Below are 13,399 nucleotides of genomic sequence, written 5' to 3'. Positions count from 1 at the left end.
GAACCCCAAGCCGTTCGTCTGGACGAAGACCGCCGACGACATCCTCGACACCCTCGCCGCATACTGCACACGAATTAACGACTCAGGACACTAGGAGGAATAAATGATCAAGAAGGTCGTCGCCGCCGCTGTCGCCACCGGTGGACTGGTGCTCGCGGGCGCGGGCCTCGCCGTCGCCGACTCGGGTGCCCAGGGTGCCGCCGTGCACTCCCCGGGGGTCGCCTCCGGCAACGTGGTCCAGGTGCCCGTGCACGTCCCGGTGAACGTCTGCGGCAACACGATCTCCGTGATCGGCCTGCTGAACCCCGCCTTCGGCAACGCCTGCGTCAACAAGTGACGCCCACCCGATGAGGTCGGCGTCCGCTTGTCCGGCGTAGCCGGTGCCGTCCGGCCCCGGAGTGCGCGCCATGCGCTCCGGGGCCGTTTCTCTTTCCGATTTTCCGTTGTTCCGTGCGGTGCGGATTCCGCTGTGTCGCGCGCCGGATTTCCGGGACAGAACGCAGAGGCAGGGATGCAGTAATGCGACAGGGTGCCCGCAAGGGCCTGATGACCATGGCCGCGGCGACGGGCGTGATCGCCGCCGCGAGCGGTTACGCGCACGCCGACGCCACCGCGGGCGGCTCCGCCCACCACTCACCCGGTGTGCTCTCCGGCAACACCGTGCAGGCACCGGTGCACGCGCCGGTCAACGTCTGCGGCAACACCGTCGGTGTCGGCGCGCTGCTCGACCCGGCCGCGGGCAACCGGTGCGGGAACGGGAACAGCGGTTCCGGCGGGTCGGGCAGCGGTTCGAGTGCCGGCGGGCGGGCCGGTGACTCGGCGGGGGTGGCGTCCGGCAACCAGGTGCAGGCTCCGGTCGACGTGCCGGTGAACGTGTGCGGCAACAGCGTCGACCTCATCGGCATCGGCAACCCGGCGACGGGCAACGGCTGCGGAGACCACGGCGGTGCCGGGGGCGGGGGCGGGGGTACGGCGCCCGGCGGTGGTGGCGGAGGTGGCGGAGGTGGCGGTACGACGCCGGGTGGCAGCGGGGGCGGAGGCGGCGGGGGCGGCGGGGGTACGACTCCGGGTCAGCCTGGGCAGCCGGGCAGTCCTGGTACGCCGGGGACCCCCGGCACTCCGGGGCAGCCGGGGACACCTGGCGGCCCCGGCTTGCCCGGACACCCCGGAGTCCCTGGCCATCCCGGCGGACACCCTGGCCATCCCGGCGGGCATCCCGGTTCGCCGGGCATCGGGACACCGGTCGGCGTCACGCACGGCAACGGACCCGGCGCCCACGGCGGCGGCCCCGGCGCGGGCGACCGGCCGGGTGGGCAGCCCGTCTCCCGGACCGGCGCGACCGGCACGACGGACACAACCCTGGACCAGCTCGCCCACACCGGCAGCGACATGCCGCTCGGCCTCGTGCTCCCGACCGGCGCCGGAGCACTGCTCGCGGGCGCCGTCCTGTACCGCAGGGCCCGCGCCGCGCGCTGACCGTCCCCGGCCGTACCCGACCCGCGCATCACCGGGCCGGGGGCCGCGGGACCGGCGCCGGGGGGCGGAACGGCCCTCGGGAGGGCCCCGCCCGCCGGTCGCCTCTCAACCGCCCCGTATCACCACGTGGCGCGCACCTGGCGGATGATCCGCCGGCGCAACCGCACCCTGCGGCTGCCGTCGCGCATGAGGCTCAGTCGGTCCAACTCCCAGTGTCCGTACTCGGCATGGTCCGTGAGGAGACGCGTCGCGTCCTTGCGGGAAACCCCGCGCGGTACGTACACGTCGACAAATTCGTATTCCGGCATCGCATCTATTGTGCGGGCTGGGGCCCGGTACGGATAGCGTCTGCACTATGTCTGATGCTGCGCAGCCCACCGCTGCCGAGGTACGCGCCGCCGCCGAGGCTGTCAAGACCGCGCTCGACCGCCATCTGGCCGCGGTCGAACGCAGGTCGGGTGAGGACGACCCGGCCGTCTACGAGGCGTTCAACGAGCTGGCCGCGGCCGCCGAGACGTACGACGAACTGCTCTACGAGCGCCATGACGAGGTCACGCCCTTCGAGATCCCCGGCGGCGAGGAGGCCCTGCCGCCCTACGCGGGTCCCGAGGAGCCGAACTCGTTGAGCGTGCTGATCCGCCGCGACTACTCCGTGGTCGATCAGCAGCGGCTGCTGGCACAGGCCGAGCGGATCGAGGCGGCCGACGGCGACGTCGGCGCGGGCGAGGAGACGGCCGGGACCGTGCACGGGGCGCTGGGCGTCCTGTTCGGCGAGTACGAGCCGGACGAGATCGCCTCCCGGCACAAGGAGTTCGGGCTCGAGGAGGGCGACTCCACGCTGTGGGTGACCGCGGCGGACGAACCGGCCGAGCCGGGGGAGTGGCTGGAGGCGCCGTTCGACCAGGTCGACCCGCAGCAGGTGGTGTGCCGCTTCGACGTCAGCGCGGTCTTCGACGACGACGCGGACGATCTCGACGACGACCTGGACGACGAGATCGAGGACGTGATCGGCCTGGACGGGGACGAGGATCTGGAACCCCTGGACGCGGAACGCTGACCGCGACCCCGGCGGCCGGTGCGACCCCGGCGGCCGGTGGCCCGGGAGGGCCGGGCGTCCCGCGGGCCGGCTGACCGGTACCGGGCCGCCCGGCCGGGCACCGCGGAGGACTGCGCTCGGCTGACACGGTGCCCCGCGGACACGGCGCCCGGCGGACACGATGCTCGCCCCGGCGGCCGTCGGGGACGGATCTCGACAGCCGCCGTCGTCGTCCCGACGGGGACCGGTCACCGACCCTCCCGGCAACGGCTCCGGGAGTCACCGCGAGCCGGCCACCGCCTGCCGGTCACCGCGGGCCGGCCAGCGGGCGGCCGGTGCCGCCGGTCAGCCCGCTGCCGGGATCTGCTGGCGCAGCAGGACCGGCAGGCGGGTCGTGCGGGGTTTCGGCGGGATCTCCGCGACGGCCCGCGGGAGCGCCTGCTCCACACCGTGCACCACGGACAGATGGCGGCCCGCCCGGCCGAACGCCGTGTAGACCCACGGTCTGCTGAGGGCCTGCGCCGCGTCGCCCGGCAGCACCACGACCGCCGCCGGCCACCGGCTGCCCACCGCCTGGTGCGCGGTCAGCGCCCACCCGTGCCGCACCGACTGCTCCACCCGGTCCGGCGCCACCACCACCGGCCCGTCCGCGAGTTCGAGGTGCAGGCCCTCGGCGTCCGCCGTCGCCACGCGGCCCCGGACCGTGTGTCCCGGGGCGGGGGAGTAGGCGATCACGTCGCCCGGGTCGAAGCCGCCGAACCGTCCCGGACCGGGGTTGAGCCGATCCTTCAGGGCCGCGTTCAGCGCCCGGGTGCCCGCCGCGCCGCCGTGGCCCGGGGTGACGGCCACCGTCTCCCCGGCCGGGATGCCGAAGGCCCGCGGCACGGAGTCCGCGACCAGTTGCACCGTCCGGTGCACCGCCTCGCCCGCGTCGCGCACCGGCACGATGACGACCTCCTTGCCGGGCGCCGCCACCTGCTGGAGCTCGCCGAACCCGATCGCGGACACCAGCTCGCCCAGCGGACCGGTGTCCGGCACCCGGGACGCGACCAGCGGGCAGACCTTCGCCGCCAGCAGATCGGTGAACACCCGCCCCGGACCGGCCGACCACAGCACCCCGGGATCACCGGCCAGCACCAGACGCGCGCCGTCCGGCAGCGACTCGACGAGCAGGGCCGCCGTCTCGACGTCCAGCTGCGGCGCGTCGAGCACGACGAGGAGGTCCACGTCCAGCGCCCCGTCCGTGTCCCGCCCCGGTCCCTGCGTCCCGGTCAGCAGCCCGGCCACCGTGGCGACGGGCACCGACGCCCGCGCCTCCCGGTCCGGAGCGCCGGGGCCGCCCGCCAGGAGTGCCGCGAAGTCCGCCCGGCCGCCCGCTGTGTGGGTGGCCGTCCACACCCGCAGCCCGAGCGCCCGCGCCGCGCGCACCAGTGTCGCCGGATCGGCCAGGGACGCCGCTCCGCCCGTGTGCAGCACCAGACCGTGCCCCGCCACCGCCCGGACCAGCTCGCCCGCCGAACCCCGAACCCCGGCGGCCGCCTGCTCCCACTCCTCGGCCGGACCGTCCGCCTTGGGCACCGAGTTGACCAGCCGGGCCAGACCGTCGGCGAGGCTCTCCTCGGCGAGCGCGTACCGCTCCAGGCCGAACAGCACCCGCACCGGACGCCCGGCCGTGTCCTCCCCGCCCTCGCCGTCGCCCTCGCCGCCGGTCCCCTCCGCGGGCCGGGGCGCGGGGGTGCCGGGCTCCTCCAGGGCGTCCTGGAAGACCAGGACCTCGCCGTCGCCGATCGCCGCCTGCAGGGCCGCCTCCGGGTCCGGCACGCCGCGCTGTGCCAGCGCGGCGGTGAGTGCCGGTGCCTCCAGGGCCGTATGACCGGCCAGGGCGGCCTGCTCCAGGAGCCAGCCGGTCACCGCCCGGGCCCGCCGCTCGTCGTCCGGACCGCACTCCGCGCCCAGCAGGGCCCGCGCGAAGCCGTCGGCCTGCTCCGGGCGCACCCCGGCGACCCGCAGCAGCCGCCAGGGGTCCTCCCGCAGCAGCGCGTCGGCGCCGTCGCCCAGGACGGCGGCGGCCTGCGGCGCCAGTGCCCCGGGGGCGCCGCCCTCGGCGAGGACACCCCGTACGGCGTCGACGGACCGCGCGCCGGGCACACCGGCCGCGGCGGGTGCGGGCCGGGGCGGCCGGACCGGCTCGGGGGTCGGGCGGCGCGGCGGGGGAGAGGGCTCGGCGAAGACCGTGGACGGTGGTTTCGCGCCGCTCTCCACGGCCCGTACGGCCGCGAGCAGATCGGCCGCCCTGCCGCTGAGCTTGGACCCGCTCTCCACGGGCCCCGCCTTCCCGGCCTTCCGCCGTGCGATCCGCTCCCGCTCCAGCCGCTGCGCCGCCAGCTCGGCCGCGGCCTCCGACAACTGCCCGGCCCCGGCCCCGTCCTCCCCACCGGTGGGCCGCGCACCGTCGTCGGTGTCCTGTGCCGCGTCTGCCGCGTCTGCCGCGCCGGCCGAGGGGCCGTCCGGTCCGTCCGCGTCTCCGGGCCGTTCTTCCCCGGTCTCCGGGGCCACCCCCGCCCGGGCGTCCGCGCCGCCGGGCCCGCCGCCCCGCCTCTCCGGGCCGGTGTCGTGCGTGGTCTCCGGTTCCGTGCTCACAGCGTGCTCCAGTGGTGATCGGGATAGCGGTGCACGGGCGCCGACACATCGTCGAGCGCCTGGCAGATCTCGTCAGGAAGCGTAAGCGCCTCCACTGACAGCGCCGCCGTGAGCTGCTGCGCGTTGCGCGGACCGATGACCGGGGCGGTCACGCCGGGCCGGTCGCGGACCCAGGCGAGGGCCACCTGGAGCGGGGTGACGGCGAGCCCGTCGGCCGCCGTCCGCACCGCGTCGACGATATGGCCCGCGGTGTCGTCGAGATACGGCTCGACGAACGGCGCCAGATGCTCCGAGGCGCCCCGCGAGTCCGGCGGCACGGTGCCCCGGTACTTGCCGGTCAGCACACCCCGGCCCAGCGGCGAGGAGGGGAGCAGCCCGATGCCCAGGTCGAGCGCGGCGGGCAGCACCTCGCGTTCCACGCCCCGCTGCAGCAGCGAGTACTCCATCTGCGTACTGGCCAGCCGCGTCCGCAGCCCCGGCGCCGCCAGCTGCCAGGTCGCCGCCTTCGCCAGCTGCCAGCCGCAGAAGTTGGAGACCCCCGCATAGCGCGCCCGGCCGCTGGCGACGGCCAGGTCGACGGCCTGGAGGGTCTCCTCCAGCGGCGTGTCGGGATCGTAGGCGTGCACGTGCCACACATCCACGTAGTCCGTGCCGAGCCGGGCGAGCGAGGCGTCCAGCGCGGCGAGCAGATGCGCGCGCGAACCGTTGAACCGCCGGTCGGGGTCGGGGACACTGCCCGCCTTGGTCGACACGACCAGGTCACGGCGCGGCACCAGCCCGTCCATCAGCCGGCCCAGCAGATACTCGGACTCCCCGTCGCCGTACACGTCCGCGGTGTCGACGAGGGTCCCGCCCGCCTCCCAGAACGCCTTCAGCATGTCCGCGGCGTCGTGCTCGTCGGTGTCCCGGCCCCACGTGAGGGTGCCGAGCCCGATACGGGACACACGCAGGCCGGTACGGCCGAGATGCCTCTGCTCCATGAACGCCGAGATTACTGGCCACAGCTGCCCTGACGGGTTGCCTGTGGACAACCGATTTCCGCAGCGGAGCGGCCAAGAACGGCTTTCCCGCCGCGGATCCGCGGCCGGCGGCCGGTGCCATGACACGGCGTGGCCGGAACGGCACGCCCTGCGCACTTCCCCGCCCCCGCGCTAGGGTCTGCCGCACAGGCACATTACTGACGAGTAAGGGGATCGGTCATGCAGCTCGGGATCAACCTCGGCTACTGGGGCGCCGGGATGGACGAGGACAACCTCGCCGTGGCCGAGGAGGCGGACCGCCTCGGATACGCCGTCTGCTGGGTCGCGGAGGCCTACGGCTCCGACGCGCCCACGGTGCTGTCGTTCGTCGCCGCGCGCACCAGCCGCATCGACGTCGGTTCCGCCATCATGCAGATCCCGGCCCGCCAGCCCACGATGACGGCGATGACCGCCGCCACCCTCGACTCGCTCTCCGACGGCCGGTTCCGCCTCGGCCTCGGCGTCTCCGGACCGCAGGTCTCCGAGGGCTGGTACGGCGTCAGGTTCGACAAACCGCTCGCCCGCACCCGTGAGTACGTCGAGATCGTGCGCCGGGCGATGACCCGCGAGCGGCTCACCTACGACGGCACGCACTGGACGCTGCCCCTGCCCGGCGGCCCGGGCAAGCCCATCAAGCTGACCGTGCACCCCCGGCGCGAGCACATCCCGCTCTACATCGCCGCCATCGGCCCCAGGAACCTGGAACAGACCGGCGAGATCGCCGACGGCGCCCTGCTGATCTTCCCGTCCGCCGAGCACCTCGAGGACACCGCGATCACCCACCTGCGCGCCGGACGCGCGAAGGCCGGCCTCGGCTTCGACGGCTTCGACGTCTGCCCCACCGTGCCGCTCGCCCTCGGCGACGACAAGGACCTCGCCGCCCTCGCCGACATCTTCCGCCCCTACACCGCCCTCTACGTCGGCGGCATGGGCAGCCGCGAGCAGAACTTCTACAACCGGCTCGCCTGCCGCATGGGCTACGAGAAGGAGGCCGCCGACATCCAGGACAAGTACCTCTCCGGCGACAAGGACGCCGCCGCGGCCGCCGTACCGCAGCAGCTCATCGACCAGACCACCCTGCTCGGCTCCGTCGACCGCATCGCCGACCGCATGACGGCCTACGCGGCCGCGGGCGTCACCACCCTCACCCTCGCCCCGGCCGGCTTCACCCGCGACGAGCGGATCGCCGCCCTGCGCGCCGGCACCGAGGCCCTGGAACGCGCCGGCCTCGCCTAGGGAACCGGAAAGGCCGACCGGCTCGCCCCGCCCCGGCCTGGCACGGCCGTACCGCGCTCGGCGTCGCTCGCGCGGGAAGGGTCCCGGCACCGGAGGCCGCGAGCTGTCCGGCGTACCTGTCCGGGCGCGGCACCGGACTCCGGAGGGCTCCGGAACCGCCGCAAGGTCTTCCAGGCCGTGGTGGGGGCTCGGGGTCCACCCCGCCACGGCCGTCACGGGGAACAACGCGCCCGGGCCCGCCCGGTTACGGCCCCGTCCGGCCCGCCGCCGTACGTCTTTCGGCCCAATCGCCGGGCGCACCTGTTGCGGCACCCCTTCGTCCGCATTTGACTCCTTCTCTGCGGAGTCCCGCGGAACCCGCGCGAGAGGGGTGCCCCCATGCTTTCGGCCAGAAGCCTGTTCCAGGAGATCGTCGACCACGACGAGTCCTTCCGGCTGTTCTGCTCCATCGCCGCCGGCGGCGAGGCCCAGGGCGGCTGGGAGAACGCCCGGATCGCCGCCCTCGTCCCCGAGACGGAACGCGCCCTGGCCCCCAGGATCACCCGGCACGGCGCCGACGAGGACAAACACGGCCGCATCTTCAACGCCCTGATGCGCAATCGCGGCCTGGAACCCGTACCCGTCCCGCCCGACACCGACTACACGATGCTCCTGGAACGCCGCGGCATCGGCCTCGCCCACGAAAGACTCACGTCCGGAAAGCAGCTCACCACCCACGACATCGTCGTCTACCTCGCCCACAGCCGCGTCACCGAACAGCGCGCCTCCGAGCAGATGCGCCTGCTGGGCAGGCACTTCGCCGACCACCCCGGCATCGGCCGCGCCGTCAGGATGATCTCCCACGACGAGGACAACCACCTCGCCTACTGCCACGAGGAGCTGCTGCGCCTCGCCCGCGCCGGGCACGGCCGTGCCATCCAGCGCGCCCTGCGCGAGTGCGCCCTCGCCGAGATCCGCGTCCACCGCGACGTCAGCCTCGCCGTCATGGACCGCATGGGCCGCATCCTCGGCTGGTCCAGAGGCAGGTCACTGCTCCTCGCCGCCGGCATCCACGCCGGGTACGCCTGGGAGCGCCTCGCCGGCTGGCACCGCATGGTGTCCCTGACCATGCCCGAACGCCGTGACGCCCTCGGCGGCCCCGCCGCCCCGGTCCCCGAGTTCGCCTGACCCGCCCGCCGCCGCCCCGGTCACAGCCAGCCGCGCCGCTTGAACAACCGGTACAGCAGGACCTCCAGAACGGCCATCAGCAGGACCACCGCCGGGTACGACACCCTCCAGTGCAGCTCCGGCATGTGGTCGAAGTTCATCCCGTAGATCCCCGCGATCATCGTGGGGACCGCGGCCATCGCCGCCCACGCCGAGATCTTCCGCATGTCGTCGTTCTGCCGCACGCTCATCTGGGCCAGGTGCGCCGACAGGATGTCCGACACCAGCCGGTCCAGCCCCTCGACCGACTCGTTCACCCGCGCGAGATGATCCGCCACGTCCCGGAAGAACGGCCGCGACTTCTCGTGCACGAACGGCACCGGTGTACTCGACACCGGGCTGCCCGCCAGCCGCGACAGCGGCATCGTCAGAGGCCCCGTCGCCCGCCGGAACTCCAGGATCTGCCGCTTGAACGCATAGATCCGCGCCGCCGTGTGCCGCGCCGCGCCGCCCTCCGGCGAGAACACGTCCGTCTCCAGCTCCTCCAGGTCCGTCTGCAGCTCCGTGGCCACCTCCACGTAGTGGTCCACCGCGGCGTCGGCTATCGCGTACAGCACCGACGTCGGCCCCTTCGCCAGCAGCTCCGGCTCCTGCTCCAGACGCCGCCGCACGGCCCCCAGCGGCGAGCCCTCACCGTGCCGCACCGTCACCACGAAGCCGTCGCCCAGGAACACCATCACCTCGCCGGTGGACACCGTGTCGCCCTCCGGCTCGTACGACGCCGGCTTCAGCACCAGGAACAGCGAGTCGTCGTACACCTCCAGCTTGGGCCGCTGGTGCGCCTTCAGGGCGTCCTCCACGGCCAGCGGATGCAGCCCGAACTCCTCCGTGACGAGACCGAACTCGTCCGCCGACGGCTCGTACAGGCCGATCCACACGAACCCGCCCGCGGCCCGCGCCCCGTCCAGGGCGTCGGAGAAGTCCTCCGGCCCCTCGGCGCGGTGCCCGTCCCGGTAAATCCCGCAGTCCACGATCACGGAGCGCATTCTCCCGTCCTCCACACGCCACCGCCCAGCGGCCCCCGCTCCCGGGAACCACCGCACGCCATGCGCCTACCCTGGGCGGCATGCCCACGCTCATCCTCGTCCGGCACGGACGTTCCACCGCCAACACCGACGGAGTGCTCGCCGGCTGGACCCCCGGCGTAGCCCTCGACGAGCGCGGCGCCGCCCAGGCCGCCGCGCTGCCCGCACGGCTCGCCGGGATCCCGATCGCCGAACTCGTCACCAGCCCCCTGCAACGCTGCCAGGAGACCGTACGGCCCCTCCTCGACGCCCGTCCGGAGCTGCGCGCCCACACCGACGACCGCGTCGGCGAGTGCCACTACGGCGACTGGTCCGGGCGCAAACTCGCCGAACTCCAGGACGAACCGCTGATGGAGGTCGTCCAGGCGCACCCCTCGGCCGCCGCGTTCCCCGGCGGCGAGTCCATGCGCGCCATGCAGACCCGCGCCGCCGAAGCGGTGCGGGAATGGAACGCGCGCGTGGAACGCGATCACGGCGCCGACGCCGTGTACGTCGTCTGTTCGCACGGCGACATCATCAAATCCCTCGTGGCGGACGCACTGGGCCTCCATCTCGACCTCTTCCAGCGGATCTCCGTGGAACCGTGTTCCATCACAGCGATCCGTTACACCCGTCTGCGCCCGTTCCTCGTACGCCTCGGCGACACCGGGGACCTCGCCTCCCTCGCCCCGCGCGAGACACCTCCCGGCGGGGACGCACCGGTGGGAGGAGACGCGGGCGCACCGTGATCGTCGCTCGCAGTAGGGTGAAGCGGTCCGCACCGTCACCTCGTGCCCGCGCACGGACGCCCACGCACCCGAACCCCATGGAGACAGAACGTGTCCCGTCAGGTGTTCCTCTACGACCCGCCGGACCGCTTCGTGGCCGGCACGGTCGGACTGCCCGGACGCCGTACGTTCTTCCTGCAGGCCGTCGCCGGCGGCCGGGTCACCAGTGTGGCCCTGGAGAAGACACAGGTCGCGGCCCTCGCCGAACGCATGGACGAACTGCTTGACGAGGTCGTCCGCCGCAGCGGCGGAAACACCGCCGTACCCGCCGTGGCCCCCACGGAGGTCACCGACACCGCTCCGCTGGACACGCCCGTCGACGAGGAGTTCCGCGTCGGCACCATGGCCCTCGCCTGGGACGGCGAGGAGCAGCGCATGATCGTCGAGGCGCAGGCCCTCGTCGAGCTCGACGCCGACTCCGAGGAGGACCTCGCCGAGGCCGAGGAGCGGCTGCTCCAGGACGAGGAGAACGGTCCTCCGATGCTCCGCGTCCGCCTCACCGGACCCCAGGCCAGAGCCTTCGCCAAACGCGCCCTGGACGTCGTCAACGCCGGACGCCCGCCCTGCCCGCTGTGCAGCCTCCCGCTCGACCCGGAAGGACACGTATGCCCGCGCCAGAACGGATACCGCCGCGGAGCGTGACGGACGACCGCCCGGCCCACGGCCTTCCGACCCACGACCGCCCGGTCCACGGCCTCACCGCGGAGAACGTCCCCGGGCCCGACCGCTTTGCGGACGACCGGCGGGACGCCGCCGAACTGCTCGCCCGCGGTGAACTGACCGTGCGCGGCCGTATCCGCGACGCCTCCAACGCGGCCCTGTACTGCACGGTCGCCCTCGACGGCCGGGAAACGGCCTGCGTGTACAAGCCCGTCGCCGGCGAGCGGCCGCTGTGGGACTTCCCCGACGGCACACTCGCCGGCCGCGAGGCCGCCGCCTACGAGGTGTCCCACGCGACCGGCTGGGACCTCGTCCCGCCCACCGTGCTGCGCGACGGACCCTACGGCGAGGGCATGGTCCAGCTGTGGATCGACACCGTGCCCGGCGGCGAGCTGCTCGCCCTGGTCGACACCGAGGAACCCGCGCCGGGCTGGAAGGCGATCGGGTTCGCCGAGGTGGGCGAGGGCGAGACCGCCCTGCTGGTGCACGCCGACGACGAGCGGCTGCGCCGGATGGCCGTACTGGACGCGGTGATCAACAACGCCGACCGCAAGGGCGGCCACCTCCTGCCCGCCGACGGCGGCCGCCTGTACGGCATCGACCACGGCGTCACCTTCAACGTCGAGAACAAGCTCCGCACCCTGCTGTGGGGCTGGGCGGGTGAACCCCTGCTCCCCGAGGCGGTCGAGGTCCTCACCGGCCTCGACCGTGCCCTCACCGGGACCGGCCCCCTGACCGCCCGCCTGACCCCCCACCTCACCCCGGCCGAGATCGACGCCACACGCGCCCGCGTCACCGCCCTGCTGGCCTCCGGCCGTCACCCGGAACCCTCCGGCGAATGGCCCGCCATTCCCTGGCCCCCCGTCTGACCCCCGGGTCCCCCCGGTCCGGCCCGTCGGTACGACCTGCGGCCCCCGGCCCGTGACCAGCACATCCGGCCGGGGAGCGCAAGAGCGGCGTTCCGGCCGTAAGACCCGGTCCGGTTCGTATATGGAACTTCCGTCCGGTTACGCTCGTGGCATGCATGCCTGGCCCGCTTCCGAGGTCCCCGCCCTGCCCGGTCAGGGCCGCGACCTCAGGATCCACGACACCGCGACCGGCGGACGTGTCACCCTGCACCCCGGTCCCGTCGCCCGTATCTACGTCTGCGGCATCACCCCGTACGACGCGACCCACATGGGTCACGCGGCGACCTACAACGCGTTCGACCTCGTCCAGCGCGTGTGGCTCGACACCAAGCGGCAGGTCCACTACGTCCAGAACGTCACCGACGTCGACGACCCCCTCCTGGAGCGCGCCCAGCGCGACAACCTCGACTGGACGGCCCTCGCCGAGCAGGAGACCGCCCTCTTCCGCGAGGACATGACCGCCCTGCGGATGCTGCCGCCCCGCCACTACATCGGCGCCGTCGAGGCGATACCCGGCATCGTGCCCCTCGTCGAACGGCTGAGGGACCTGGGCGCCGCCTACGAGCTCGACGGCGACATCTACTTCTCCGTCGAGTCCGACCCCCGCTTCGGCCAGGTCTCCGGTCTCGACGCCGCCGCCATGCGGCTGCTGTCCGCCGAACGAGGCGGCGACCCCGACCGCCCCGGCAAGAAGAACCCCGTCGACCCGATGCTGTGGATGGCCGCCCGCGAGGGCGAGCCCAGCTGGGACGGCGGCTCGCTCGGCCGCGGCCGGCCCGGCTGGCACATCGAGTGCGTCGCCATCGCCCTGGACCACCTCGGCATGACCTTCGACGTGCAGGGCGGCGGCTCCGACCTCGCCTTCCCGCACCACGAGATGGGCGCCTCGCACGCCCAGGTCCTCACCGGCGAGTTCCCCATGGCCAAGGCGTACGTCCACGCCGGCATGGTCGCGCTGCACGGCGAGAAGATGTCGAAGTCCAAGGGCAATCTGGTGTTCGTGTCCCGGCTGCGCCAGGACGGCGTCGACCCGGCGGCGATCCGGCTCACCCTGCTGGCCCACCACTACCGTTCCGACTGGGAGTGGACCGACCAGGTCCTCCAGGAGGCCGTCGCCCGGCTCGGCCGCTGGCGTGCCGCCGTCTCCCGCCCCGACGGGCCCCCGGCGGACGCCCTCGTGGAGGAGCTGCGCGAGGCACTCGCCGACGACCTGGACACCCCGGCCGCGCTCGCCGCGGTCGACCGCTGGGCCGCGCTCCAGGAGCAGGGGGGCGGCACCGGCACCGGAGCCCCCGGCCTGGTCTCCCGCGCGGTGGACGCCCTGCTGGGCGTCGCCCTGTAAGCCCTGCGGCGGCCCTGCGGCCCTGCGGCCCTGCGGCACGGGGCCCGGCCGAGAGGTGCGGCGATGCCCGGGACACAGGGCGGA

13 protein-coding genes are annotated in these 13,399 nt (G+C 74.0%); 9 read left to right on the top strand and 4 right to left on the bottom strand.

All coding sequences use genetic code 11. The features are described 5' to 3' along the window. Positions 1-103 precede the first annotated feature (103 nt). Together chpH and ABZ862_RS23670 are read left to right on the top strand one after the other, a co-directional pair. Complete coding sequence (gene chpH / locus ABZ862_RS23675; RefSeq protein WP_360961163.1) at positions 104-337, top strand: chaplin ChpH; 234 nt, start codon at positions 104-106, stop codon at positions 335-337. A gap of 182 nt (positions 338-519) precedes the next feature. After that, on the top strand, positions 520-1,476 hold the full coding sequence (locus tag ABZ862_RS23670) for a chaplin (RefSeq protein WP_360961160.1): 957 nt from the start codon (positions 520-522) through the stop codon (positions 1,474-1,476). A gap of 119 nt (positions 1,477-1,595) precedes the next feature. Here the strand turns inward: ABZ862_RS23670 and ABZ862_RS23665 are convergent, their stop codons facing one another. After that, complete coding sequence (locus tag ABZ862_RS23665) at positions 1,596-1,784, bottom strand: DUF5703 family protein (protein ID WP_007380901.1); 189 nt, start codon at positions 1,782-1,784, stop codon at positions 1,596-1,598. Positions 1,785-1,831: 47 nt separating this feature from the next. On the opposite strand from ABZ862_RS23665, the gene ABZ862_RS23660 reads away from it, so the two are divergent. Continuing rightward, positions 1,832-2,533: a hypothetical protein gene (locus ABZ862_RS23660; protein WP_360961157.1), complete on the top strand. Its 702-nt coding sequence runs from the start codon at positions 1,832-1,834 to the stop codon at positions 2,531-2,533. Between the two features lie 324 nt (positions 2,534-2,857). Here the strand turns inward: ABZ862_RS23660 and ABZ862_RS23655 are convergent, their stop codons facing one another. Next, the gene (locus ABZ862_RS23655; RefSeq protein ID WP_360961206.1) at positions 2,858-5,068 is read right to left on the bottom strand and encodes a helix-hairpin-helix domain-containing protein; all 2,211 of its coding nucleotides are present in this window, start codon (positions 5,066-5,068) and stop codon (positions 2,858-2,860) included. Between the two features lie 80 nt (positions 5,069-5,148). Then, positions 5,149-6,132, bottom strand: a complete 984-nt coding sequence (locus tag ABZ862_RS23650; RefSeq protein ID WP_360961154.1) for an aldo/keto reductase — start codon at positions 6,130-6,132, stop codon at positions 5,149-5,151. Positions 6,133-6,351: 219 nt separating this feature from the next. Here ABZ862_RS23650 and ABZ862_RS23645 point away from each other — a divergent pair, with 219 nt between their 5' ends. Both ABZ862_RS23645 and ABZ862_RS23640 read left to right on the top strand, forming a co-directional pair. Beyond that, complete coding sequence (locus ABZ862_RS23645; protein WP_360961151.1) at positions 6,352-7,407, top strand: LLM class F420-dependent oxidoreductase; 1,056 nt, start codon at positions 6,352-6,354, stop codon at positions 7,405-7,407. Positions 7,408-7,785: 378 nt separating this feature from the next. Beyond that, complete coding sequence (locus tag ABZ862_RS23640) at positions 7,786-8,574, top strand: ferritin-like domain-containing protein (protein WP_360961148.1); 789 nt, start codon at positions 7,786-7,788, stop codon at positions 8,572-8,574. Positions 8,575-8,594: 20 nt separating this feature from the next. Here the strand turns inward: ABZ862_RS23640 and corA are convergent, their stop codons facing one another. Next, positions 8,595-9,590: a magnesium/cobalt transporter CorA gene (corA, locus tag ABZ862_RS23635; RefSeq protein WP_360961203.1), complete on the bottom strand. Its 996-nt coding sequence runs from the start codon at positions 9,588-9,590 to the stop codon at positions 8,595-8,597. Between the two features lie 89 nt (positions 9,591-9,679). Between corA and ABZ862_RS23630 the strand changes: the two genes are divergently transcribed. From ABZ862_RS23630 to mshC, 4 genes are all read left to right on the top strand, one after another. Then, positions 9,680-10,366 carry a histidine phosphatase family protein gene (locus ABZ862_RS23630; protein WP_360961145.1) on the top strand — a complete coding sequence of 229 codons (687 nt, stop codon included), beginning with the start codon at positions 9,680-9,682 and terminating at the stop codon, positions 10,364-10,366. Positions 10,367-10,456: 90 nt separating this feature from the next. Then, complete coding sequence (locus ABZ862_RS23625) at positions 10,457-11,047, top strand: DUF3090 domain-containing protein (protein ID WP_360961143.1); 591 nt, start codon at positions 10,457-10,459, stop codon at positions 11,045-11,047. 116 nt (positions 11,048-11,163) lie between these two features. Further along, entirely contained in the window at positions 11,164-11,934 is a 771-nt protein-coding gene (locus ABZ862_RS23620; protein WP_360961200.1) for an SCO1664 family protein, read from the top strand. 151 nt (positions 11,935-12,085) lie between these two features. Next, positions 12,086-13,315: a cysteine--1-D-myo-inosityl 2-amino-2-deoxy-alpha-D-glucopyranoside ligase gene (mshC, locus tag ABZ862_RS23615; protein WP_360961140.1), complete on the top strand. Its 1,230-nt coding sequence runs from the start codon at positions 12,086-12,088 to the stop codon at positions 13,313-13,315. The last annotated feature ends 84 nt before the right edge of the window (positions 13,316-13,399 follow it).

This window comes from Streptomyces sp. NPDC047000 (assembly GCF_040644295.1).
In the GTDB taxonomy this organism is placed as follows: Bacteria; Actinomycetota; Actinomycetes; order Streptomycetales; family Streptomycetaceae; genus Streptomyces.
The sequence above is the reverse complement of the archived record's forward strand: the minus strand, read 5'-3'. Positions and strand labels throughout refer to the sequence as shown.